This window comes from Alphaproteobacteria bacterium LSUCC0719 (assembly GCA_040839025.1).
Taxonomy (GTDB): Bacteria; Pseudomonadota; Alphaproteobacteria; order Puniceispirillales; family Puniceispirillaceae; genus UBA8309.
Map to the genome: position 1 here is coordinate 143,398 of JBFPJN010000006.1, position 22,757 is coordinate 166,154.

Annotated in this window: 22 protein-coding genes; 11 read left to right on the forward strand and 11 right to left on the reverse strand. The window is 60.3% G+C overall.

Features of this window, described 5'->3' with window-relative positions; translation table 11 throughout:
* Positions 1 to 78 precede the first annotated feature (78 nt).
* Positions 79 to 951 carry a M23 family metallopeptidase gene (locus AB3X55_11685; protein MEX0504248.1) on the forward strand — a complete coding sequence of 291 codons (873 nt, stop codon included), beginning with the start codon at positions 79 to 81 and terminating at the stop codon, positions 949 to 951.
* 64 nt (positions 952 to 1,015) lie between these two features.
* On the forward strand, positions 1,016 to 1,873 hold the full coding sequence (locus AB3X55_11690) for an SDR family NAD(P)-dependent oxidoreductase (protein MEX0504249.1): 858 nt from the start codon (positions 1,016 to 1,018) through the stop codon (positions 1,871 to 1,873).
* Here the strand turns inward: AB3X55_11690 and AB3X55_11695 are convergent.
* From AB3X55_11695 to AB3X55_11715, 5 genes are all read right to left on the reverse strand, one after another.
* Positions 1,870 to 2,808, reverse strand: coding sequence for a class 1 fructose-bisphosphatase (locus AB3X55_11695; protein ID MEX0504250.1), 939 nt, complete (start codon positions 2,806 to 2,808; stop codon positions 1,870 to 1,872). The genes AB3X55_11690 and AB3X55_11695 overlap by 4 nt on opposite strands.
* A gap of 82 nt (positions 2,809 to 2,890) precedes the next feature.
* Entirely contained in the window at positions 2,891 to 3,610 is a 720-nt protein-coding gene (locus AB3X55_11700; protein MEX0504251.1) for a Bax inhibitor-1 family protein, read from the reverse strand.
* Positions 3,611 to 3,700: 90 nt separating this feature from the next.
* Entirely contained in the window at positions 3,701 to 4,855 is a 1,155-nt protein-coding gene (rlmN, locus tag AB3X55_11705) for a 23S rRNA (adenine(2503)-C(2))-methyltransferase RlmN (GenBank protein ID MEX0504252.1), read from the reverse strand.
* Between the two features lie 71 nt (positions 4,856 to 4,926).
* The gene (locus AB3X55_11710; GenBank protein MEX0504253.1) at positions 4,927 to 5,451 is read right to left on the reverse strand and encodes an invasion associated locus B family protein; all 525 of its coding nucleotides are present in this window, start codon (positions 5,449 to 5,451) and stop codon (positions 4,927 to 4,929) included.
* A 217-nt stretch (positions 5,452 to 5,668) separates the two neighbouring features.
* The gene (locus AB3X55_11715) at positions 5,669 to 6,403 is read right to left on the reverse strand and encodes an arylesterase (protein ID MEX0504254.1); all 735 of its coding nucleotides are present in this window, start codon (positions 6,401 to 6,403) and stop codon (positions 5,669 to 5,671) included.
* Positions 6,404 to 6,635: 232 nt separating this feature from the next.
* Here AB3X55_11715 and AB3X55_11720 point away from each other — a divergent pair, with 232 nt between their 5' ends.
* The 6 genes from AB3X55_11720 to AB3X55_11745 all read left to right on the forward strand — a co-directional run bounded on the left by AB3X55_11720 (position 6,636) and on the right by AB3X55_11745 (position 15,032).
* Positions 6,636 to 7,274 carry an ABC transporter ATP-binding protein gene (locus tag AB3X55_11720; protein MEX0504255.1) on the forward strand — a complete coding sequence of 213 codons (639 nt, stop codon included), beginning with the start codon at positions 6,636 to 6,638 and terminating at the stop codon, positions 7,272 to 7,274.
* A gap of 8 nt (positions 7,275 to 7,282) precedes the next feature.
* Entirely contained in the window at positions 7,283 to 9,817 is a 2,535-nt protein-coding gene (locus AB3X55_11725) for an ABC transporter permease (protein ID MEX0504256.1), read from the forward strand.
* A 141-nt stretch (positions 9,818 to 9,958) separates the two neighbouring features.
* The gene (locus AB3X55_11730) at positions 9,959 to 11,221 is read left to right on the forward strand and encodes a sarcosine oxidase subunit beta family protein (GenBank protein MEX0504257.1); all 1,263 of its coding nucleotides are present in this window, start codon (positions 9,959 to 9,961) and stop codon (positions 11,219 to 11,221) included.
* Between the two features lie 13 nt (positions 11,222 to 11,234).
* Positions 11,235 to 11,519 carry a sarcosine oxidase subunit delta gene (locus AB3X55_11735; protein ID MEX0504258.1) on the forward strand — a complete coding sequence of 95 codons (285 nt, stop codon included), beginning with the start codon at positions 11,235 to 11,237 and terminating at the stop codon, positions 11,517 to 11,519.
* Positions 11,516 to 14,467: a sarcosine oxidase subunit alpha family protein gene (locus tag AB3X55_11740; GenBank protein MEX0504259.1), complete on the forward strand. Its 2,952-nt coding sequence runs from the start codon at positions 11,516 to 11,518 to the stop codon at positions 14,465 to 14,467. The genes AB3X55_11735 and AB3X55_11740 overlap by 4 nt, the downstream gene beginning before the upstream one ends.
* Positions 14,460 to 15,032 carry a sarcosine oxidase subunit gamma gene (locus tag AB3X55_11745; protein ID MEX0504260.1) on the forward strand — a complete coding sequence of 191 codons (573 nt, stop codon included), beginning with the start codon at positions 14,460 to 14,462 and terminating at the stop codon, positions 15,030 to 15,032. The genes AB3X55_11740 and AB3X55_11745 overlap by 8 nt, the downstream gene beginning before the upstream one ends.
* Before the next feature lie 18 nt (positions 15,033 to 15,050).
* Here AB3X55_11745 and AB3X55_11750 read toward each other — a convergent pair whose 3' ends face one another.
* Positions 15,051 to 16,727, reverse strand: coding sequence for a formate--tetrahydrofolate ligase (locus AB3X55_11750; protein ID MEX0504261.1), 1,677 nt, complete (start codon positions 16,725 to 16,727; stop codon positions 15,051 to 15,053).
* Between the two features lie 175 nt (positions 16,728 to 16,902).
* Between AB3X55_11750 and AB3X55_11755 the strand changes: the two genes are divergently transcribed.
* Positions 16,903 to 18,132, forward strand: a complete 1,230-nt coding sequence (locus AB3X55_11755; GenBank protein ID MEX0504262.1) for an argininosuccinate synthase — start codon at positions 16,903 to 16,905, stop codon at positions 18,130 to 18,132.
* Between the two features lie 12 nt (positions 18,133 to 18,144).
* On the opposite strand, the gene AB3X55_11760 is transcribed toward AB3X55_11755, so the two are convergent.
* A complete protein-coding gene (locus AB3X55_11760) occupies positions 18,145 to 18,372 on the reverse strand; it encodes a hypothetical protein (protein MEX0504263.1) in 228 nt (75 codons plus the stop codon).
* A 207-nt stretch (positions 18,373 to 18,579) separates the two neighbouring features.
* Positions 18,580 to 19,179 (reverse strand): superoxide dismutase, encoded by a 600-nt coding sequence (locus tag AB3X55_11765; GenBank protein MEX0504264.1) that lies wholly within the window; start codon positions 19,177 to 19,179, stop codon positions 18,580 to 18,582.
* A 143-nt stretch (positions 19,180 to 19,322) separates the two neighbouring features.
* Between AB3X55_11765 and AB3X55_11770 the strand changes: the two genes are divergently transcribed.
* Positions 19,323 to 19,940 (forward strand): gamma carbonic anhydrase family protein, encoded by a 618-nt coding sequence (locus AB3X55_11770; GenBank protein MEX0504265.1) that lies wholly within the window; start codon positions 19,323 to 19,325, stop codon positions 19,938 to 19,940.
* 27 nt (positions 19,941 to 19,967) lie between these two features.
* On the forward strand, positions 19,968 to 21,419 hold the full coding sequence (locus tag AB3X55_11775; protein ID MEX0504266.1) for an NAD-dependent succinate-semialdehyde dehydrogenase: 1,452 nt from the start codon (positions 19,968 to 19,970) through the stop codon (positions 21,417 to 21,419).
* 7 nt (positions 21,420 to 21,426) lie between these two features.
* Here the strand turns inward: AB3X55_11775 and AB3X55_11780 are convergent, their stop codons facing one another.
* The 3 genes from AB3X55_11780 to AB3X55_11790 are packed head-to-tail and all read right to left on the reverse strand — an operon-like array spanning position 21,427 to position 22,693.
* Complete coding sequence (locus AB3X55_11780) at positions 21,427 to 22,023, reverse strand: LysE family translocator (GenBank protein MEX0504267.1); 597 nt, start codon at positions 22,021 to 22,023, stop codon at positions 21,427 to 21,429.
* Positions 22,017 to 22,277 (reverse strand): DUF4268 domain-containing protein, encoded by a 261-nt coding sequence (locus tag AB3X55_11785; protein MEX0504268.1) that lies wholly within the window; start codon positions 22,275 to 22,277, stop codon positions 22,017 to 22,019. Before AB3X55_11785 ends, AB3X55_11780 begins: the two co-directional genes overlap by 7 nt.
* Complete coding sequence (locus AB3X55_11790; GenBank protein MEX0504269.1) at positions 22,277 to 22,693, reverse strand: DUF4268 domain-containing protein; 417 nt, start codon at positions 22,691 to 22,693, stop codon at positions 22,277 to 22,279. The genes AB3X55_11785 and AB3X55_11790 overlap by 1 nt, the downstream gene beginning before the upstream one ends.
* Positions 22,694 to 22,757 lie beyond the last annotated feature (64 nt).

Consider the following 22,757-nt stretch of genomic DNA (forward strand, 5'->3'; position numbering starts at 1 on the left):
TTTTATTGGAAACCGGAACCATCGTCAGCTCCGTTTTGGCGTGCCAAAAACACTGTCAGATGGTAGCGTCAGCGAATAATGATTCCAACCCCGTTCACAGCCATTCTGGCGATTATTGTTCTGTTTTTTGCGCTGCCGGCCAGCGGTCAGCAGGCACGGTTTCCGGATACCGTTCCCGGCATCAGCTGGATTGCCGGCAGCGCCATCGAAGGTGGCATGGTCGTGGCACGCGTGGGGCCGGGTGTCAGCCTGACCCTTGACGGCGAGACCGTGATGCAGAGCGATGATGGTCATGCGCTGATCGGATTTCATCGGGACAGCGACATACCGGCCAGCCTCCAGGTCAGCCATGCCGGCGGCGAGTCCTATCTTGTCACCATCACAGCCAACCAGCGCGACTATGACATCCAGCGTATTGACGGGCTGAAGCAGACCCATGTCACACCGCCTGCAACAGTGCTGGAACGGATAGGCGACGATGCCGCAGCGGTGCGAAAAGCGCGCTCGCAGAGCGATGCCGGGGTGGCTGCCGGTGATTTCCTGCGTGGTCTCGACATGCCTGTCGAGGGTCAAGTCACCGGCATCTATGGCAGCCAGCGCATTCTGAATGGCCAGCCCCGCCAACCACATTACGGGATCGATATCGCGGCGGCGCGTGGAACGCCGGTGCTGGCACCTGCCGGGGGACGGATAACCCTGGTCAGGGATTTGTATTTTTCCGGCTGGACGGTTTTGATGGCGCATGGCCTCGGTCTGAATTCGGCCTTTCTTCATCTTGATGAAGTGCGCGTCGCCGAAGGGGACGAGGTGATGCGGGGCGCCATCATCGGAACTGTCGGGTCAACCGGCAGATCGACCGGCCCGCATCTGGACTGGCGTCTGGACTGGCAGGGTCGGCGGCTTGATGCCGCACTGGTGCGCCAACAGCTTGCCAGCCGCCAGACTCAATAAGAGACACAATAACAGGTACAATGACAGGTACAACAGACGGACTGCATAGACAGGACCTGGAATAATGGCACGGACAATTTTCATCTTTGGACTGGGCTATGTGGGGCGTCCGCTGGGGCACAGGCTGGCGGCGGCGGGGTGGCACATCCGCGGCACCACCCGCACCCCCGAACGGCTGGCCGCAGAGGCCGCGTCCGGCTGGCAGATCCACCGCTTTGCCGATGACCGGCCACTTGCCGACGCCCGGTCCGCGCTGGCCGGGGTTGATGCCGTGCTGTCGACGATCACCGCCATTGGGGGCAGCGATCCTGTTCTTGACGCGCATGGAGATGTGCTGGCCGGGTTTGACGGCTGGTCAGGCTATGTATCCGCGACCTCGGTCTATCCGGACCGGCCAGACGGGTTTTGTTATGAGGACACCCCAACCGATCCCGCAACGGCGCGGGGACGCGCGCGGGTGGTGGCGGAAAACCGGTGGCTGTCACTGTTGCAGAGCGAGATTTTTCGCGCTGCCGGAATCTATGGGCCGGGGCGAAGTCCGTTTGATTCGCTGCGGGCCGGTACAGCCCGCATCATCGAACATCGCGGCCAGGTCTTCAACCGGATCCATGTTGACGATATCTGCCGGGTGATCGAGGCGGCAATGGCCGCGCCACGTCCCGGAAGGATCATCAATCTTGCCGATACACGCCCCGCCGCGCAGGGCGAGGTGATGCGACATGCGGCGGCCCTGCTTGGTGTTGCCCCCCCACAACCGCAGACGCTTGAAGACGCGGACCTGTCGCCAATGGCACGCACCTTCTATGTGTCGCGGCGGCGCGTTGCCTCGCAGGTGATCGGGCCGGAACTTGGCCTGGACCTGCTATATCCCGACTATGAAAGCGGGCTTGCCGCGATACTGGACGCTGAACGCAACGCCTAACCGGCGGCGTGCTGGCGTTCAATTTCGTCAACCTCGTCACGGGATCCAAAGACAAGCGGCACCCGCTGGTGAACCGCCATCGGGATGATGTCGAGAATGTCACGGCTGCCGTCAGTGGCGCGCCCACCTGCCTGTGTGGCCAGAAATGCAATCGGCGCCGCCTCATAGACAAGGCGAAGCCGCCCCTGCCCATAGCCGTCGCGGCCATCGGCGGGATAGAGGAACACACCGCCGCGGCAGAAGATCCGCCACGCATCGGCCACCAGCGAGCCAATCCAACGCTGGCTGAAATTCCTGCCACGCGACCCATCGGCACCGGCAACACAATCGGCGACATAGCGCTGTGCCGGTGCCATCCAGTGACGCTGATTGCCGGCATTGATGGCAAATTCCGCTGTCTGGTCCGGGATCCGGACATTGTCATCAATCAACTGAAATCGACTGTTTGCACCCATCAGGAAAGACGCAACACCGTTACCAACCGTCAGCAGAAGCGTTGTCTGCGGCCCATAGACGAAAAAACCGGCCGCGAGCTGGTCCCGTCCGGCAACAAGACCATCACCGCCGGTCGGCAGAACCGAGAAAATCGTCCCTATCGATACATTGACCCCGATATTGGACGACCCGTCCAATGGATCGCTGGCAATGATGAATGACCCGTCATCGGACAGCGATATTGCCGCCTCGCGTTCCTCTGACATATAGGCCGCCGCACCAGCCTGGCGCGCCGCCTCGAGAATGAGGTCATCAGCAAGAACGTCGAGCGCCTTCTGCGTGTCCCCATCGGCATTGACATGTCCGGCAACCGCATCAAGGGTCTGTCGCGGCGCTCTTATCTCGGCACTGATCCGCGCCGCAGCCCCGGCAAGGGCACTGATCGCGGAAGCCATATCCGGAGATGTGTGCTGCGATAGATAGCTGTCGAGACTGGTCATCCACTACGGCTCCCTGCGACCCAAAAAAAAGCGCGCCCGATGGATAAACCGGACGCGCCTTGCAATGTCTTTCCCGCGCGATCTATTCGCGATTGCCGAACAGATGCAGGATGAACATGAACATGTTGATGAAATCGAGATACAGGGTCAGCGCCCCGAAGATCGACTTCTTGGTCCGCTCGGCCTCGCTGTCACCTGCCATGTACATCAGCTTGATCTTCTGGGTATCCCACGCCGTAAGCCCGGCAAAGATCAGCACGCCAAGCACCGAGATCGCGAGATCCATGGCTGTCGAGGCCATGAAGATATTCACGATCATCGCGATGATCAGGCCGAACAGCCCGATCATCATGAAGGATCCCATTGCCGACAGGCTGCGCTTGGTTGTGTAGCCATACAGGCTGAGAGCGGCGAAGGCACCGGCAGTGATGAAAAAGGCGCGGGCAACGCTTGCGGTCGAGAACATCAACAGCACCGAGGCCAAGGAAACACCCATCAGCGCCGCATAGACGTAGAAGAGATTGCGTGCCTTTGCAGCTGACATCGACTGAATGCGCGCCGACAGCCAGAACACAAGGCCCAGCGGAGCCAGCATCACAACCCACTTCAACGGTGAACCATAGACCAGCTGGCCCACGCCAGCGACGTTCAATACAGCCCATTTCATCGCATAGGCGAAGAATCCTGTCATCAGTAACGCGGTCGTCATGTGGTTGTAGACGCCGAGCATATAGCTGCGAAGACCAAGATCGACCTGTGTCGCCTCGGCAGCCGCAGTATTCATGAAGCGGTTATCAGCCATTTTTACCCCCTGATCGATAATCCGTTGGAAAGAATGTAGTCATCGAAACGCTTGTTTTCAAGGCTTTGCAGCCATAACTGCGCTTGATCATCATGTCGCATCTGCAGCCAGTTCGACAGTTGGCCTGCCGGTGCCTGTTCGCTGGCGGCGCGCCCGTTCCGAGGCTGATTTCAGCTGTCCGCAGGCAGCCAGAATATCACGGCCACGCGGCGTTCGCACCGGCGAGGCATATCCCGCCTTCAACACCTTTGCGGCAAACGCCTCGATCCGACGGTTGCTGGAACATTCATAGGGGCTGCCGGGCCACGGGTTGAACGGAATAAGGTTGATCTTCGAGGGGATGCCGCGGATCAGCTTCAGCAACGCGGCACAATCCTCGTCACTGTCATTGATTCCGTCCAGCATCACATATTCCCAGGTGATCCGGCGTGCATTCGACAGACCGGGATAGGTCCGGCACGCCTCAATCAATTCGGCAAGCGGATATTTCCTGTTGATCGGCACCAGCTCGTCGCGCAGCTCGTCGCGAACGGCGTGAAGCGAGATCGCCAGATTGACCCCGAGTTCAGCCCCGCACCGGGCAATCTCCGGCACCACACCGGATGTCGACAGGGTGATCCGCCGCTTCGACAGCCCGACCCCTTCACCGCTCATGATGATGCGCATGGCGCTGGCGACATTTTCATAATTGAACAGCGGCTCGCCCATACCCATCAACACGATATTGGTCAGCCGCCTTTCAGGCTTGCCGGCCGGCCAGTCACCAAGTTCGTCCATCGCCAGCATCACCTGACCGGTGATTTCGCCAACCGACAGATTGCGAACCAGCTTCTGCGTGCCGGTATGGCAAAAGCTGCAGGTCAGCGTGCATCCGACCTGCGAGGATATGCACAGGGTGCCACGGTCCTTGTCAGGGATATAGACCGTCTCGGCTTCGTTCCCGTCCGGGAAGCGAAGCAGCCATTTTATGGTCCCGTCACTGGATGTCAGCCGCCGCGTGACCGCAGGCCGGTCGAGCGTGAACATCTCGGAAAATGCCTGCCGCACCGGCTTGCCAAGATCGCTCATCTCTTCAAAGGAGGTCAGGCCGTGCCGCCAGACCCAGCGCCACAGCTGGCGGGCGCGGAATGTCGGCAGACCGGCGGCGACCACCGCATCCTCAAGCTCGGCCGCCCCCATGCCAAGAAGATCACGGGGCGCAGTCTGCGCGGCTGGTGTCTGGAGGTGGGCTGCGTCTGTCATCATCCTTGGCCTGGCGCACAGCGCCAATCTGCAGTCGACATGTGGTTGCCGGCACGGCCCGGGACAGGCACAGCTCAGCTACAGGTCTTGTCGATCAGGTTCTTGGTCTTGGTGAAGCCTGACAGTGAATAGGTATCGGTGGTCTTCGTGCCCCGGCTCGATGTGCCGCCAACCGTCATTTTGCTTCCCCGCTTCATCGCCCTGATGATCGCGATGTCATCCTCTTCGGATTCGGCATAGGCCCGCCCCTCGATGGTGAACAGGGTGAATTTCTTGCCATCGATATTCACCGTCACATCGGAATGTTTCTTGTGCTTGTACCCGGCGACAAACTGCACGACGTTGCGCTCGGCCTTGTTGGGGCCGTGCGACACAAACACCCGCACCTCGCCGCGGTTTTCGGGATCATATTTGCCGGTCGATTTCGTTGGCACCGAGCTGATGAAACAGGTGCGGCCCTTATCGTCGTCAACCCGAAAGGCCTGCCAGTCCTTTTCGGTCAGCATGCGTTGTGGTTCCGCCGCCATCGACATGGTGCCGAAAAGCGCGGTCAGCATCGCCGCCATCATCACGAAAAGGAAAGTCTGCTTCACCGTCATGGTCCGATCGTCATCCTCTGTTGCAGGCCTCGGGTTCAGGCCCAAGGCTCGGGGCAGCACGAGAAAAATCATGCCGCAAACGACATGCGGAACAGTGCCGCCAGACTGTGGCAAATTTATGAAAACAGTCAGGCATCCCGCATCGACGGCGGCACTTTAAGACACCTCGCGGGGGGATGCAAAGAATTTTGGGAACAGGTGCGGATCAGCCTGCCGGTCATCTGCCAAGACGTGCCAGAAGGCGTTCAACCACCGGCAGCATGCGGCGGCTGATTTCCCTGATGCCCTGTCTGTTGGGGTGTAGCCCGTCCTCCAGATTCAACGCCGGGTCGAGCGCCACCCCGTCCAGAAAGAAGGGATAGAACTCGATGTCATATTCGCGCGCCAGCGCAGGATATATGGCATCAAAAGCCTCTATATAGGCGCCGCCGAGATTGCGCGGCGCCATCATGCCGGCAAGCAGCACCTCGATATCGCGCTGGCGGAGGCGGCTGATAATGGCATCAAGGTTGGCGGCGGTGCCTTCGGGGGGCAGGCCGCGCAACATGTCGTTGCCGCCAAGCACGATAATCACCGCATCCGGATTGTCGGCAAGTGACCAGTCGAGCCTGGCCAGGCCGCCTGCCGTGGTATCGCCTGACACGCCGGCGTTGATGACACTCACAGACACGCCCTTTGCCGCCAGATCGGACTGCAGCTGGTCGGGAAGCGACTGCCCAGGCGGCAGACCGTATCCCGCGACAAGCGAATCCCCCAGCACCAGCAGCCGCGGCTGATCGGCATGTGTCGCCGCAGCCATCAGAAACTGGCCAAGCAGCAGCATGATCACCGAACCGGGAAAAATTCCCCGGATAATGCGGTTGATTGACCACAGGCTGTTGATTGACATCTGCATGACCACCATATGCGTCGCATCGCCGGTGCAATGCGCCCTTCCTGACTGTGTTGTCATGTCGTCAGTCTATGTAGCTGCAAGAATTTAGTCCAGATGAACAGGTTCCGGGCGACACCAGGATGATGGCACCGCGTCATCGGCGCCAGCCTGCAGGAAAGGATCGACATCCGTGTCAAAAACAGCTCCAAGCGTTAACGCAGACGACAACAGCACGGCTTCACATGACGTGGATGCCGGGCCGATTATCGGGCTTGACGAGGCCTGCCTGTCACTGGCGAGCGCCGATGGCATGGTCGATATCCTGCGCAGCATCTCATTGCGGATTGGCAGCGGCGAGACGGTCGGCGTTCTGGGGCCGAGCGGTGCCGGCAAGACAAGTCTGCTGATGATCATGGCCGGGCTGGAAAGCCTGACCGGTGGCAGGATCCACCTTGCCGGGCAGGACATCACCAGCATGGGCGAAGACGCGCTGGCGGCCCTTCGCCGTGACAATGTCGGCATTGTCTTTCAGGCCTTTCGCCTGATCCCCTCGATGACAGCGCTGCAGAATGTCGCCGTGCCACTGGAACTTGCCGGACGGGCCGACGCCACCGATCTGGCGGCAGCGGCCCTTGATTCGGTCGGGCTTGGCCATCGGAAAACACATCTTCCCGACCAGATGTCGGGGGGCGAACAACAGCGTGTCGCCATCGCACGCGCCATCGCGCCACGCCCGAAAATCCTGCTGGCCGATGAACCGACAGGCAATCTTGACAGCGGCACCAGCGAAAAAGTCATCTCGACCCTGTTCGAAGCCACCGACGCCGCCGGTGCGGCGCTGGTGCTTGTCACGCATGATCCGGGGCTGGCCGAGCAATGCCGCCGCGTTCTGACCATCGAGGATGGTCGGATCGTCGAGGATCGTGCCTCGGCCCATCGCGCCGCGTGACAATGGCAATGACAGAAAATCATCTGACAGGTGGTGACGCCGGCTGGCATCTTGCCTGGCGCATGGCCCGTCGTGAAATCCGCGGTTCGGTCGCGCGCTTTCGGGTCTTTCTTGGCGCGCTGATGCTTGGCGTTGCCGCCATCGGCACTGTCGGGTCGGTTGCCGAGGCAATGCGCACCGGCATCACCGGCAATGCACAGCTTCTGCTTGGCGGTGATGTTGAACTGCGGAGCCTCTACAGACCGACACCGCAGAATGTGGCCACGCTGGCCGAGGGTTTTGGCGCGCTGTCACAAAGTCTTGAAATGCGCGCCATGCTGCAGACCGGCGAGACCCGCAAGCTTGTGGCGCTGAAAGCTGTTGATTCAAACTGGCCGCTTGTCGGCACGGCCAGCCTCGGCAGTGGCGATACCATTGCCGGCGCGCTTGGTGACGGCATGATTGTCGTCGACCCGCAGATGGCGCGCGCGCTTGAACTGACGCCGGGATCGCGGGTGCGGATCGGCGAGGCCGAACTGACCGTCAGTGACACGCTGACCTATGAGCCGGACAGATCGGTCAGTTTCGTCACCTTCGGGCCTCGCGTACTGATGTCACATGCGACGCTCAAGGCAACAGGCCTCAATCAGCCCGGTGCCATGATCACCTATCGAACCAGAATTCTGCTGGACCAGCAGAACAACCGCGAAGCCGCCGTCACCGCGTTGCGGGCCGCCGGGCGGGGCGATGGCGTACGGGTGCGCGATGTGATGAATGCGGCCCCGGGATTCGATGTGTTCATCGACCGGACCGAAGTGTTTCTGGTGCTTGTCGGGCTGACGGCCCTGTTGATCGGCGGGCTTGGCGTTGCCGGCGCGGTCAGGGCCTGGCTTGGCAGCCGGATGCCGGTGATCGCCACCTTCAAATGTCTTGGTGCCCCGGCACGGCTGATCTTCCGGATCTATCTGCTGCAGGTGATGCTGATCGCCGGGCTGGGGGTCGGGCTGGGGGTTTTGCTTGCTGCCGTCGCGCCGGTCTTTGCCGTTGATCTGCTGTCGGCCTATGTCACCGTTCCGATCGAGGTGTCGGTCTATCCGTTGCCGCTGATCGTTGCGGCTGGATTTGGCGTGATCACCTCGTTCCTGTTTGCCCTGTGGCCGCTTGCCAAGGCCGAGGAGGTGCGGGCGGCGAATCTGTTCAGGCGTCTGAACAGCATGCCCGGTGGACGGCCGCGCCCGGTCTATCTGGCAATGGCGTTCGCCGCCCTGCTTGGCCTTTCCGGGCTTGCCTTTGTCGCCACGCGCGATCTGATGCTGACCATGATCTTCATCGGTGGGTCACTGGCGGCCATCGCATTGCTGGCCGGACTTGGCGAGATGCTTCTGCTGGCGCTGCGCCGCATTCCATCGCCGTCCTATGTGCCGGCGCGCCTCGCACTGTCTGCCATCACCCGGCCGGGATCGCCGGTACGCGCGATTGTCATCGCCTTTGGGCTTGGCCTTTCGGTTCTTGTCACCGTGTCGCTGTCGCAGGCCAATATCGGTCGGCAGATCGACACCAGGGTCGCCGAAGACGCGCCAGCCTGGTTCTTTATCGACATTCAGCCTGACCAGATTGACAGATTTGTCTCGATCGCCACAGCGACGCCGGGTGTCACCTCGCTTGCGAAAACGCCAATGCTTCGTGGCCGTGTGACAAATCTGGGCGGAAAGCCTGCGGAGGCATATGACATGAAGGGCGGATCAGCCTGGGTGCTTCGCGGCGACCGCGCGCTGACATGGTCGGCCACACCACCGGACAGCGGCGAAATCATTGCCGGTGAATGGTGGCCGGCGGACTATGCCGGACTGCCTCTGGCATCAATGTCGGAAGAGGAAGCGCGCGAGCTTGGCGTGTGGGTTGGCGACAATGTCACCTTCAATGTCCTTGGCCGGTCGATCACTGCCGAGATCACCAACATTCGCGCGGTTGACTGGGAAAGCTTCAGCATCAATTTCGTGTTTGTGCTTTCGCCGGGGCTGCTTGAATCGGCGCCGCATAGCTGGATGGCAAGTGCGCGAGTGGACAGTGACGATGCCGCCATTGCCGTCGATCGCAATATCGCCGCTGCCTTTTCAAACATTTCGGCAATCTCGGTTCGCGAGGCTGTAGCCACCGCACAACGGGTGATCGGGCTTCTGGGTGCCGCTGTTCAGATGACGGCGCTGGTCACGCTGGTTGCCGGCATCGCCGTTCTTGCCGGCACCGTCGCCAGCACCGAAGCACAGCGGCTTGCCGATTCAGTCATCCTGAAGGTTCTTGGCGCCACTCGTGTTTCCATTGCCATCGCCTGGTTCCTTGAATATGCGCTTCTCGGCATGCTGGCCGCAGTGGCGGCCGCACTTATCGGCAGTATCGCCAGCTGGGGGCTCATCGAAGGCTTCCTGAATGCAGATTTCGAACTGGATTTCACCCTTGTGCTGATGACCACGATGGCTGGCGCGGCGGCGACGGCGATGCTGGGTCTTGCCGGGGCTGTACGAACGCTTGGCCGCAAGCCGGCACCGCTTCTTCGCGACAGCTGACACACCCATTCCAGCCTCGCCTGTTCAACGCTGACATTTCCCGCCATAAAATGGTGGATTCGATCACATTATGGCTTGAATTGCCCTGACAATAATGGCTGTCTTGGATTGACGGACCAGCATTGAAACAGGCGGCACAAAATGAAAAAACAGGGGGGGTATTCCGGGTTCCGGATCCTGCGGGAAGGTCTTACCGGAAACCGCGGATGGCGGCCTGCCTGGCGTGATCCGGAACCGCAGCCTGCCTATGATTTTGTCATTGTCGGCGGTGGCGGCCACGGGCTGGCAACAGCCTATTATCTGGCAAGTCGCTATGGCGAGGCATCGGTGGCGGTGCTGGAAAAGGGCTGGATCGGCGGCGGCAATGTCGGTCGCAACACCACCATCATCCGGTCAAACTATCTTCTTCCCGGCAATGAACCCTTTTACGAATTTTCGCTGAAGCTGTGGGAAGGGCTGGAACAGGACGTCAATTACAACGCCATGGTCAGCCAGCGTGGTGTCTACAACCTTTACCATTCCGATGCGCAGCGTGATGCCTATCGGCGGCGCGGCAACTCGATGATCCTGCACGGTGCCGATGCCGAGCTTCTGGACGCCGCACAGCTTCGCGCCGAAATCCCGTTCCTGAATTTCGACAATGCCAGATTTCCGGTGCGGGGCGCACTTGTCCAACGCCGCGGCGGCACCGTTCGCCATGACGCCGTCGCCTGGGGCTATGCGCGCGGCGCCGACCGGCGTGGTGTCGACATTATCCAGAATTGTGAGGTGACAGGGTTCCGCATCCAGAACGGTCGCTGTACCGGAGTTGAGACAAATCGTGGCTTTATCGCCGCCCGCAAGGTCGGGTGCGCTGTTGCCGGCAGCAGCAGCCGGGTCATGCAGGCCGCCGGGATGCGATTGCCGATTGAAAGTCATGTCCTGCAGGCCTTTGTGTCGGAAGGGCTGAAGCCGGTCATTCCAGGTGTTGTCACCTATGGTGCCGGCCATTTCTATATCAGCCAGTCCGACAAGGGCGGGCTTGTCTTTGGCGGTGACATCGACATGTATAATTCCTACGCCCAGCGCGGCAACCTGCCCGTGGTCGAAGATGTCTGCGAAGGCGGCATGACATTGATGCCAATGATCGGGCGGGCTCGTATGGTGCGGATGTGGGGCGGCATCATGGATATGAGCATGGACGGCTCGCCAATCATCGACCGTACGCCGGTCGATGGTCTGTATTTCAATGGTGGCTGGTGCTATGGCGGCTTCAAGGCAACTCCTGCGTCCGGTTATTGCTTTGCACATCTTCTGGCCACCGACACACCGCATGAAACCGCGACGGCCTATCGGCTGGACAGGTTCCGCCGTGGCATGATGATTGATGAAAAAGGGTCGGGCGCGCAGCCCAACCTGCATTGAGGAACGGCGCGTCATGATAATCGATCACCCGCTTCTGGGGCCGCGAGATTCACAGGAATTCACCTATCTTGGCGATGCCAGCCTTATGCACCGCCCGGACGCCGGGGCCGGCAATGCCGGCGAGGCCTTTCACGACTATCAATATCTTCGCGACAATCCGGCCGGCACGCATCGTGAACTCTGGTACCATGAGATGGGCGACCGCAGCTGGCTGGTGATCACGCGCGATACGACAAGCCACGAGATCCTGAAAGTCGAGCTTGCCAGCGACGTTGCTGCGCAGGGGGGGCGGTCATGACCCAGGTGAACCGGTTGGATGGTGGGCTGATCGACCGCACGGCGCCACTCGATTTTACATTTGACGGGCGTCGATATGGCGGCTTTGCGGGGGACACGCTTGCCTCGGCGCTGGTGGCAAATGGCATCAGGCTTGTTGGCCGGTCTTTCAAATATCACCGGCCACGGGGAATTTTATCTGCAGGGTCGGAAGAGCCGAACGCCCTTGTCGAACTTCGTGAGGGCGCGCGCCGCGAACCGAACAGCCGCGCCACGATGGCCGAGCTGTATGACGGGCTTGTGGCGCAAAGCCAGAACCGGTTTCCCTCGCTTGGCTTCGACCTGATGGCGATCAATGACCGCCTGTCAGCCTTTCTCGGGGCCGGCTTCTATTACAAGACCTTCATGTGGCCAAAGCCGTTCTGGGAACGGGTCTATGAACCGATTATCCGCAAGGCGGCCGGACTTGGCGCGCTGTCAGGCGACCCCGACCCGGATGTCTATGACCGCGGGTTTCGGCATTGTGATCTTCTTGTCATCGGAGCCGGACCAGCTGGGCTGATGGCGGCGCTGACGGCCGGACGCGCCGGTGCCGAGGTCATTCTGGTCGACGAGGATTTCCGTGCCGGTGGCAGATTGACGATGGAGCGTGAATCCATTGCCGGCATGAGGGGTGATGAATGGGCCACCCGGACCGTCGCCGAGCTTGCCGCCATGGCCAATGTCCGGGTGATGCCGCGAAGCACCGCCATCGGTGTTTTCGATCATGGCATATACGGCGTTCTGGAACGTGTTGCCGATCACCTGCCGGTGCCGCGTGAGGGCAGCCCGCGCCAGATCATGTGGCGGGTCTACGCAAAGCGGGCCATTCTGGCCGCCGGCGCCACCGAACGGCTGATCGCCTTTGACAATAATGACCGTCCCGGGATCATGCAGGCAGGTGCGGTGCGTGCCTATGTCAATCGCTGGGCCGCCGCGCCGGCCGAACGGGTTGCCATCTTCACGAACAATGATGACGGCCACCGCACGGCCGCCGACCTTGCCGCTGCCGGGGTCGAGGTTGCCGCCATTATTGATTCGCGTGCAGACGCCCCGGCCAGTGACATCGCCGAGCTGTATGCCGGCGCGGTGGTCAGCAACAGCAGCGGGCGTCGCGGCATTGGGCATGTCACGCTGCGGCTTGCCGATGGGGGGCACAGACATCTTGCCTGCGGGGCGCTTGCCGTTTCGGGTGGCTGGAACCCGAATGTTCATCTGACATGCCATCATCGCGGCAGGCCACGCTGGCAGCCGGACATCGCAGCCTTCATCCCGGGTGACGGGGTGCCTCCGGGCCTTGCCGTCGCCGGTGCGGTACGGGGAATTTTCAGCACCGCCGGGGCGCTGGCGGACGGGCGTGACCAGGCGCTCGCCCAGCTTGCCGAACTTGGCATGAAAGTACGCGCCGAACCCGTTCCCGAGGCGGACGACACGCCCGTCAACATCACCCCGCTATGGCATGTAGGTGGCACCCGCCGGGCATGGCTTGACCAGCAGAACGACGTCACGGTCAAGGATGTCGGGCTTGCGCACAAGGAGAATTTCCGCGCTGTCGAACATCTGAAGCGTTACACCACACTTGGCATGGCAAGCGACCAGGGGCGGACCTCGAATGTCCTCGGCCTTGCCGTGATGGCTGAACTGACGGGCAAGACAATTGCCGAGACAGGCACAACCATCTATCGGCCGCCCTACACCCCGACGCCCATCGCCGCCTTTGCCGGCAGGTCGGTGGGCCGGGATTTCCGGCCAACACGCCTGCCACCGTCACATCACTGGGCGGTCGAGCAGGGCGCGGTATTTGTCGAGGCGGGAAGCTGGCTTCGCGCGCAATGGTACCCGCGTGAGGGTGAAACAGGCTGGCGCGATTCGGTCGACCGCGAGGTGCTGGCCACACGCCGGTCGGTAGGTGTGTGCGATGTCAGCACACTTGGCAAGATCGACATCCAGGGCACCGATGCCGGGGCCTTTCTCGACCTTGTCTACAGCAACATGTTCTCTACCCTGCCAGTTGGCAAAACCCGCTATGGGCTGATGCTTCGCGAAGACGGTATGGTGATGGATGACGGCACCACGGCGCGCCTTGGCGAGTCCCACTATCTTATGACCACCACAACGGCGAATGCTGTCGGTGTGTATCGGCACCTGGAATTTGTGCGCCAGTGTCTGCGCCCGGATATGGATGTGCAGCTGATTTCGGCAACCGACAGCTGGGCACAGTTCGCTGTTGCCGGGCCGAATGCCAGACGCGTCCTTCAGGCGGTTGTCGATCCGGAACATGACATTTCCAACGAAGCCTTTCCGTTCATGGCCTGCGGCACGGTCAGCGTCTGCGGCGGTCTGCCGGCACGGTTGTTCAGGATTTCCTTCTCTGGCGAGCTGGCCTACGAAATTGCCGTTCCATCACGCTATGGAGATGCCATGATCCGGGCGCTGATGGTGGCCGGCGAGGCCTATGACATCACCCCCTATGGCACCGAGGCGCTTGGCGTCATGCGGATCGAGAAGGGTCATGTGACCGGCAACGAACTGAATGGCACCATCACCGCGCGCAATCTCGGCATGGCCAGAATGGTCTCGGCAAAGAAGGACAGCATCGGCGCGGTACTTGCCGGTCGTGAGGCGCTTGTTGCCGAAGACGGGCTGTGCCTTGTCGGTCTGCAGGCCATCGACGACGATGTCGTGACCGCCGGCGCGCATCTGTTCGCCGAGGATACACCTGTCGATCCGGCGCATGATGAAGGCTATGTCACATCGGCCGCCTGGTCGCCACATCTTGACGCCTCCATTGGACTTGGTTTCATCACCCGTGGTGCAGCACGACATGGCGAAATCGTGCGGCTTTTGAACCCCCTTGAAGGGCGTTCGGCCAAGGCCAGAATTTGCAGCCCGCATTTCATCGACCCTGAGGGAGAGCGACTCCGTGGCTAGTCTGACGGCAATCACCGCCCTTGGTGGCAGCGTTCCACGTGATGATGTGATCGGCACCATCCGGATCACCGAAATCACCACCACCTGCCTTGCCTCTCTGGCCATGCGCCGCGGCAGGGCAGCGGCTTTCGCAAAGGCTGCCGCCACCGCGTTTGACACCGATCTGCCGGCACCGGGACAACGACAGGGTGACCACGCGCGCGGCGTGATCTGGATGGGAGCAGACCAGTTTCTTGCCGAGGATGATACCGGAACAGCCGATATGGCTGGCGGTTTTGCGCGCGGGCTTGGCACCACCTTTGGTGATTGCGCCTCAATCACCGACCAGAGCGATGCCTGGGTCCGGTTCGACATTCGCGGCGATGATGCGCCGGCCATGCTGGAGCGACTCAGCGCCGCCGATACGCGGCAGATGGTGGCCGGGGCAGCATTGCGCACGCCGGTCCATCACATGTTGTGTGTTCTGGTCTGCCGTGAAACCGGAACGACATTCACCCTGTATGGTCCACGCGCCTCGGCACAGTCACTTCACCATGCACTGACAGCCGCCGCGGCGTCGCTTTAGCGACGTTCCGGCAGCCGGTCAGAACAGGCCTTCGATCTCGCCGGCGTCGTTCAGGCAGATATTTTCCGCCGACGGAACGCGCGGCAGTCCGGGCATGGTCATGATCTCGCCACAGATCGCAACAACAAAGCCGGCACCAGCCGACAGGCGTACCTCGCGGACCGGCACCGAATGGCCCGTCGGCGCACCGCGAAGATTGGGATCTGTGCTGAAGCTGTATTGCGTCTTGGCCATGCAGACCGGAAGGTGGCCATATCCCTGATCCTCCCACTGCCGCAGCTGATCGCGGATCTTCTTGTCGGCAAGCACCTCGTCGGCACGGTAAATCCGCTTGGCGATGGTTTCGATCTTTTCAAACAGGGGCATAGTGTCGGGATAGATCGGCGCGAAATTGGCCATATCGGCATCGGCAATCTCGGCTACACGGGTGGCAAGCTCCCTCGCCCCCTCACCGCCAAGCTCCCAATGGCGTGAAATGATGGCTTCGCTTCCCTGCTTGGACACATAGGCTTTCAACGCCGCGATCTCGGCATCGGTATCACCGGTGAAATGGTTCACCGCCACAACAACCGGCACACCGAAGGATTTCAGGTTTTCGATATGTCGTCCAAGGTTGGCGCATCCCGCCTCAACCGCAGCGACATTCTCGGCGCCAAGATCGGCTCGCGCGACACCCCCATTCATCTTCATCGCGCGGATGGTGGCGACAAGAACAATCGCACTTGGCGCAAGGCCAGCCTTGCGGCATTTGATATTCATGAATTTCTCGGCCCCGAGATCCGCCCCGAAGCCGGCCTCGGTTACGACATAGTCCGACAGCTTCAGCGCCGTCTGGGTGGCGATCACCGAATTGCACCCGTGGGCAATATTGGCAAAAGGGCCGCCATGAACAAAGGCAGGGTTGTTTTCAAGCGTCTGCACCAGATTTGGCTGCAGCGCCTGCGCCAGCAGCACGGTCATTGCCCCATCCGCCTTGATGTCGCGACAATAGACGGGGGACCGGTCACGGCGATAGGCGACAATGATGTCTCCAAGCCGTTTCTGAAGGTCTTCAAGATCGGTGGCAAGACACAGGATCGCCATCACCTCGGATGCGACGGTGATGTCGAATCCGGCCTGCCGCGGAAACCCGTTCGATACGCCGCCAAGGCTTGTCACGATGTCGCGAAGGGCGCGGTCATTCATGTCGACGACGCGGCGCCAGGTAACACGGCGTTGATCTATTTCCAGCTCATTGCCCCAGTAGATATGGTTGTCGATCATCGCCGAAAGCAGATTGTGCGCCGAGGTAATGGCATGAAAGTCACCCGTGAAATGAAGGTTCATTTCCTCCATCGGCACAACCTGAGCATAGCCACCGCCGGCAGCGCCGCCCTTCATTCCGAAACAGGGGCCAAGCGAGGCTTCGCGGATACAGACCGTTGCCTGCTTGCCGATGGCGTTCAGCCCGTCGACAAGCCCGACGGTCGTCGTTGTCTTGCCCTCGCCAGCCGGTGTCGGGTTGATGGCTGTCACCAGGATCAGCTTGCCATCCTTGCGATCTGCGAGGCCGGCAATGAATTCGGCCGACAATTTGGCCTTGTCATGACCAAAGGGAAGCAGCTCCCGGGCCGGGATTCCAAGCCTGGAGCCAACATCCTGAATGGGCAGTTTGGAGGCGGCGCGGGCAATCTCGATGTCCGATTTGGGGGTCATGATCTGTCATCCTTCAGGATCGTGAACTGGCACTCTATCTGCTGGATTACCTGTCAAAGCCGGCCCACAATATACCCTCATCGCCACAAAACGTCTCATGAACGGCCTTGCCGGTCCCGTGTGGCATATAAAATCTGCGTTGCGGCATCACAGGCGATCCGTTATGAGAAACGCCATGAAACAGGATTCAGTCAAAAAAGTCGTTCTTGCCTATTCTGGCGGGCTCGACACGTCGGTCATCCTGCGCTGGCTGCAGGACCGTTATAACGCAGATGTTGTGACCTTCACCGCCGATATCGGCCAGGGTGAAGAGGTTGAACCTGCGCGCGCCAAGGCCGAAATGCTCGGCATCAGGGAAATCTATATTGAAGACCTGCGCGAGGAGTTCGTCCGCGATTACGTCTTTCCGATGTTCCGGGCCAACCCGCTCTATGAGGGCATGTATCTGCTTGGCACCTCGATCGCGCGGCCGCTGATTGCCAAACGCCAGATCGAGATCGCACGCGAAGTCGGTGCCGACGCCGTGGCGCATGGCGCCACCGGCAAGGGCAATGACCAAGTTCGCTTTGAACTGGCCTATTATGCGTTGCAGCCCGACATAAAGGTCATCGCACCCTGGCGCGAATGGGATCTCGGCTCACGAACAAAGCTGATCGAATATGCCGAACAGAACCAGATTCCGATCCCGCGCGACAAGCGGGGCGAGGCACCCTTCAGCGTCGATGCGAATCTTCTTCACATCTCTGCCGAGGGCAAGGTTCTGGAAGATCCCTGGGTGGCGCCGGAGGAGTATATCTTCTCGCGTTCGGTATCGCCCGAAGACGCACCCGACAGGCCAACCGAAATCGAAATCGAGTTCGAGGCCGGCGATCCGGTGGCCATTGACGGGGTGAAGATGACGCCGGCGCAGCTTCTGGCAAGGCTGAACGAGCTTGGCGGTGCCAACGGCATCGGCCGACTTGACATGGTCGAGAACAGGTTCGTCGGGATGAAATCGCGCGGCGTCTATGAAACCCCGGGTGGCACCATCCTGCTGACCGCGCGGCGGGCGATGGAATCGATCACGCTCGACCGCGGCGCGGCGCATCAGAAGGACGAGTTGATGCCCCGCTATGCGGAACTTGTCTATAACGGGTTCTGGTTCGCACCCGAGCGTGAAATGCTGCAGGCAGCCATCGACAGCTGCCGCGGTGCCGTTCGCGGCGTTGTGCGGGTCAAGCTCTATAAGGGCAATGTCATCGTGACCGGCAGGAAATCGCCGAATTCATTGTATAACGCCGATCTTGTCACCTTCGAGGAGGGCGCTGTCGATTACGACCATGCCGACGCGCATGGCTTCATCCGGCTCAACGCCCTTCGTCTTCGCGTCAACAGCATGGTCGGTGATGGCAGTCCTCAGGACTGACGGGCGCCGGATCTATTCGGCACAGACATCACCAACGGTACCGTCGTTGTTGACCTGCTTCAGGACAACGCTTCCCGACGGCGCGTAGGCATATCCCGACTCGCGAAGGCCACTTTCGCATTCCTCTACATATGCAAAGACATATTGCGCGTTGTGGTTGCTGTGTTCGCGGAACTGGGACATGCCGTCACTGTTGTAGAAACCAATGCCGATGAGCAACATGATGGCAGCTGCAGCCATGGGTGAACTCCTTTCATGTCATGGGTTCGGGGTGTCTAGGGGGTACCTAGGGCTGAGTCGTTTATAACGCTGATTAAGTATCTCAATGTGGCGCGTTTGGGGTGTAATTGCGGCAGGACAGAAAAAACCCCGCCAGACCGATGGCTGGCGGGGTCAGATACAGGATATCCGGTTTGTCAGGGTGTCAGATCGACAATCTGTCCGACCCTAGAGGCGTGACGCCACATTTTCCCAGTTGACCAGCCGGTCAAGGAAATTGGCAAGATAGTCAGGCCGCTTGTTCCGGAAGTCGATATAGTAGGAATGTTCCCATACATCACAGCCAAGAAGTGCCGTCTGGCCGAAGCAGAGCGGGTTCACGCCATTCTCGGTCTTGGTGACCTTGAGTTCGCCGCCAGCCGTCTTCACCAGCCAGCACCAGCCGGAGCCAAACTGCCCCGCGCCAGCCGCCTTGAATTCGTCCTTGAACGCATCGACGCTACCAAAGCTTTCGGTCAGCGCTGATTCCAGCTCGCCGGGCATGCCGGTGTCACCAGGGCCCATCATTTCCCAGAACTGGTTGTGGTTCCAATGCTGCGAGGCATTGTTGAAGATGCCGTTCTGCGCCACCGCACCCGAATCATAGGTGCCGGTAATGATGTCTTCCAGAGACTTGCCTTCCCATTCGGTGCCGGCAATCAGCTTGTTGCCGTTCACGACATAGGCATTGTGATGCAGGTCGTGGTGATATTCGAGCGTCTCCGCGCTCATGCCCAGATTTGCCAGCGCATCATGTGCGTAGGGCAGGTCCGGTAGAGTGAATGCCATGTCAGCCTCCGTAGATTTCCGTTGATTGCTATCTTGGTGCATAAGCCACATTTTTCAATGAACATGAAGATGAAAAATCACTATAAATCGGCATCTGTTGACGGTAAGTCTTAGTATGACGCCCTACCCGAAGGAACGCCGACATGACCTATGACCTGACAGAAGACGGCCCGTCAGGGGCCCATATCAGGCGCGCCTATATCGCGCCTTTCATGGATCTTGTGCCGGAAATAGACGGTACCGTATTCGTGGCGCCAACCGCCGCCATTGTCGGCGCGGTGCGAATCGGGGCAAACAGCAGTGTCTGGCACAATGTGACGATTCGCGGCGACAACAACTATGTCACCGTTGGCGAGAACACCAATATCCAGGACAACAGCTGTATCCATATCGACAGCCGCACCTATCCGACAATCATCGGCAATGATGTCACCATCGGGCACTGCGCTCTTGTCCATGCCTGCACCATCGGCGATGGCGGGTTTGTCGGCATGGGTGCCATTGTCATGGATGGTGCGGTGATCGAACCGACAGGCATGCTGGCGGCCGGTGCGATGCTGACCCCCGGCAAGGTGATCCCGGCAGGCGAGCTGTGGGCCGGACGACCGGCCCGCAAGATGCGCGATCTCAGCGCCGAGGATCTTGTCAACAACCGCCGGTCGGCGGCGCATTATGTCGAGGTGGCGCGGGCCCACAGGCTCGGCTTTGGTGGCGGGCCGTTCGAAGAGATGAACCGTGTCCCGCTGCCACCCAGAGACTGATCTGTTTTTTCCAGGAGACCCCGAACCATGAATCTCAGTGACCCGACCCTGCTTCGTACCGACGCCTATATCAATGGTGACTGGGTGCAGGCACCGCAGAACAGGCGCTTTGCCGTCACCAACCCGGCCACCGGCGAGACCGTCGCCGAAGTGGCGGATCTTGGTGCAGAGGCGGTGACGGCGGCGATCGACGCCGCAGCACCGGCACAGAAGGCATGGGCCGCCCGCACCGCCAAGGATCGCGCGATGGTGATGCGCAAATGGTATGAGCTGATCCTTGCCAATGCCGAGGATCTGGCGGTCATCCTGACAACCGAGATGGGCAAGCCGATCACCGAGGCGCGCGGCGAGATCGCCTATGGCGCCACCTTTGTCGACTGGTTCGGCGAAGAGGCGCGACGGGTCTGTGGCGATGTCATGGAAAGTCCGATCCCCGACAAGCGTTTCCTGACCTTCAAGCAGCCTGTCGGCGTGTTCGGTGCCATCACCCCGTGGAATTTCCCGATCGCGATGATCACCCGCAAGGTGTCGCCGGGGATCGCTGCCGGCTGTGCCTGTGTGTTGAAGCCTGCCGAACAGACACCGCTGTCGGCGCTGGCGCTGGCCGAGCTGGCGCACCGGGCCGGCATTCCAGCCGGCGTGATCAACATCGTCACCGGCATGGATGCGCCGGCCATCGGCAGCGCGCTGTGCAATGACGACCGGATCCGCAAGATGACCTTTACCGGTTCGACCGAGGTTGGCCGCATCCTGATGCGCCAGAGTGCCGACACGCTGAAGAAGATGAGCCTCGAGCTTGGCGGCAACGCGCCGCTGATCGTCTTCGACGACGCCGATATCGACACCGCAATTGCCGGCACGATGGCCTCGAAATACCGCAATGCCGGCCAGACCTGTGTCTGCGCCAACCGGATTTTCGTTCAGGACGGCATCTATGACGAATTCGCAAAGCGGCTTGTCGAGGCCAGCGCCGCGATGAAGGTCGGCAACGGCATGGAGGACGGGGTCGAACAGGGACCAATCATCGATCAGCAGGGGCTCGACAAGATCGAGCGCCATGTTGCCGACGCGCTGGACAAGGGGGCCGAGCTTCTGACCGGCGGCGGGCGGCATGAACTTGGCGGCACCTTCTTCCAGCCGACCGTGCTGTCCGGCATGACGCCGCAGATGCAGATGTTCGGCGAGGAAACCTTCGGCCCTGTCTCCGGCCTGTTCCGGTTCTCCACCGATGACGAGGCGATCGCGATGGCGAATGACACCGAATTCGGCCTTGCCGCCTATATCTTCACCAACAACACCTCGCGGCTGTTCCGTGTCAGCGAGGCGCTGGAATATGGCATGGTCTCGGCGAACACCGGAATCTTCTCGTCCGAGGTCGGCCCGTTCGGCGGGGTGAAAAGCTCCGGCCTCGGCCGCGAAGGTTCGAAATACGGGATCGACGAGTTCCTGGAGATCAAGTTCGTCTGCGTTGGGCTGTAGCGCGCCGTCAGATCATCATCAGGACGCTGAGCGCCAGCAGCACGGCAAGCGACCGGTTGAGATACCGTTCCCAGGGCGTGCCGAGAATCCGGCGCTTCAGCAGATCGCCAAACCAGAGCCAGACCCCGACGCAGGGAAAGCCCACGATCAGATAGATCAGCGCCGGCAGGTAGAACAATTCCGGACCCGCGATGACGGCGGTGCTGGACGCCATCGCCAGCGCCTTTGGATTCGTCCATTGGAACAGCACCATGAACAGGAATCCCGGCGCGGTGCCGGACCGTCCCACCTGAGCGGTCGGCGGGGCCAGGAACAGCTTTGCCGACAGATACAGCAGAAAGGCGACACCGAGATATTTGATCAGGTGCAGCTGCAGGCTGATCGACTCGCCAAAATGCACCGCCGCCAGAGACACGATCAAAACCATCGGCGGAAAGCCGAGACAGATGCCGAGATAGGTCTTCAGGGCAGCACGCCGTGTATCGGACAGGGTTGCCGAAAGAACGATCAGATTGTTCGGTCCCGGCGTGCCGGAGCTTACGATGCAAGTCACAACCAGCGCGCCAATCAGCGTGCCATGCGCGGCGAAGAATTCATTCAGCATTTATCAGGCCATGGGAGGTCTGCTACACATGGCTGGAAGACGCTGAAAAAGCCGGACAAATGCTGCTCCTGCCATCGGTAACAGCTCTCCCAGTGCGATCGATCATGAACATGGAGGTCGGCGTTTCGCTCGCAGCGCACCCCAGCGCGCTTGTCGATTCGAATCTGCCAGATCAGCGGCGACGGCTCTGCGCCGAATCCACGCTCAATAGCCCTTCTATTCTGAATTAGCTTGTTGAAAGATCTAAGGGCCATCAAGCTCTCAGCTCCCAACGGAAAACGTTCACAAATTTTCCGAGCCAAAGGATCATCCAATCCGTATGGTCATTCCAAAGAGAACGGTCAAAAGGATCGCAGTCTCTTTTTTGCATAATCGAACATCGACTGTGTTCTCGCCAAACTGGTGATCTCAGTTCAATGTCTATTTTCTGCTTCCTCTGTTCCAATCGCAGGAAACTGTCCTCGGCTTTTGGTCCCTGCAACATTAAGCCGACCTCAATGCGTTGATGCTTTTTTCCTAAACCAGTCCATAGATGCGCATTAGCTTTTCCAAAGACCAAAGTTGGAATCGCTCGCACAGATTGATTTTGAGGAAGGTGGTCAACCGGGTTATTTCTCAGTTTGCTAAGCAAAAAATTATGAAAATCCATGCGATCCTTGTCGATTTCCATGACAACCTCCTGAATGAAAAACGGCTCCGGTACAATTACACAGGAGCCGTTAAATTTTCGTTCA

What these genes read in the sequence shown, in the direction of transcription:
- AB3X55_11685 (MEX0504248.1), top strand. Translation starts at nt 79, where the DNA reads ATGATTCCAACCCCGTTCACAGCCATTCTGGCGATTATTGTTCTGTTT.
- AB3X55_11690 (MEX0504249.1), top strand. Translation starts at nt 1,016, where the DNA reads ATGGCACGGACAATTTTCATCTTTGGACTGGGCTATGTGGGGCGTCCG.
- AB3X55_11695 (MEX0504250.1), bottom strand. Translation starts at nt 2,808, where the DNA reads ATGACCAGTCTCGACAGCTATCTATCGCAGCACACATCTCCGGATATG.
- AB3X55_11700 (MEX0504251.1), bottom strand. Translation starts at nt 3,610, where the DNA reads ATGGCTGATAACCGCTTCATGAATACTGCGGCTGCCGAGGCGACACAG.
- rlmN (MEX0504252.1), bottom strand. Translation starts at nt 4,855, where the DNA reads ATGATGACAGACGCAGCCCACCTCCAGACACCAGCCGCGCAGACTGCG.
- AB3X55_11710 (MEX0504253.1), bottom strand. Translation starts at nt 5,451, where the DNA reads ATGACGGTGAAGCAGACTTTCCTTTTCGTGATGATGGCGGCGATGCTG.
- AB3X55_11715 (MEX0504254.1), bottom strand. Translation starts at nt 6,403, where the DNA reads ATGACAACACAGTCAGGAAGGGCGCATTGCACCGGCGATGCGACGCAT.
- AB3X55_11720 (MEX0504255.1), top strand. Translation starts at nt 6,636, where the DNA reads ATGGTCGATATCCTGCGCAGCATCTCATTGCGGATTGGCAGCGGCGAG.
- AB3X55_11725 (MEX0504256.1), top strand. Translation starts at nt 7,283, where the DNA reads ATGACAGAAAATCATCTGACAGGTGGTGACGCCGGCTGGCATCTTGCC.
- AB3X55_11730 (MEX0504257.1), top strand. Translation starts at nt 9,959, where the DNA reads ATGAAAAAACAGGGGGGGTATTCCGGGTTCCGGATCCTGCGGGAAGGT.
- AB3X55_11735 (MEX0504258.1), top strand. Translation starts at nt 11,235, where the DNA reads ATGATAATCGATCACCCGCTTCTGGGGCCGCGAGATTCACAGGAATTC.
- AB3X55_11740 (MEX0504259.1), top strand. Translation starts at nt 11,516, where the DNA reads ATGACCCAGGTGAACCGGTTGGATGGTGGGCTGATCGACCGCACGGCG.
- AB3X55_11750 (MEX0504261.1), bottom strand. Translation starts at nt 16,727, where the DNA reads ATGACCCCCAAATCGGACATCGAGATTGCCCGCGCCGCCTCCAAACTG.
- AB3X55_11755 (MEX0504262.1), top strand. Translation starts at nt 16,903, where the DNA reads ATGAAACAGGATTCAGTCAAAAAAGTCGTTCTTGCCTATTCTGGCGGG.
- AB3X55_11760 (MEX0504263.1), bottom strand. Translation starts at nt 18,372, where the DNA reads ATGGCTGCAGCTGCCATCATGTTGCTCATCGGCATTGGTTTCTACAAC.
- AB3X55_11765 (MEX0504264.1), bottom strand. Translation starts at nt 19,179, where the DNA reads ATGGCATTCACTCTACCGGACCTGCCCTACGCACATGATGCGCTGGCA.
- AB3X55_11770 (MEX0504265.1), top strand. Translation starts at nt 19,323, where the DNA reads ATGACCTATGACCTGACAGAAGACGGCCCGTCAGGGGCCCATATCAGG.
- AB3X55_11775 (MEX0504266.1), top strand. Translation starts at nt 19,968, where the DNA reads ATGAATCTCAGTGACCCGACCCTGCTTCGTACCGACGCCTATATCAAT.
- AB3X55_11780 (MEX0504267.1), bottom strand. Translation starts at nt 22,023, where the DNA reads ATGCTGAATGAATTCTTCGCCGCGCATGGCACGCTGATTGGCGCGCTG.
- AB3X55_11785 (MEX0504268.1), bottom strand. Translation starts at nt 22,277, where the DNA reads ATGGCCCTTAGATCTTTCAACAAGCTAATTCAGAATAGAAGGGCTATT.
- AB3X55_11790 (MEX0504269.1), bottom strand. Translation starts at nt 22,693, where the DNA reads ATGGAAATCGACAAGGATCGCATGGATTTTCATAATTTTTTGCTTAGC.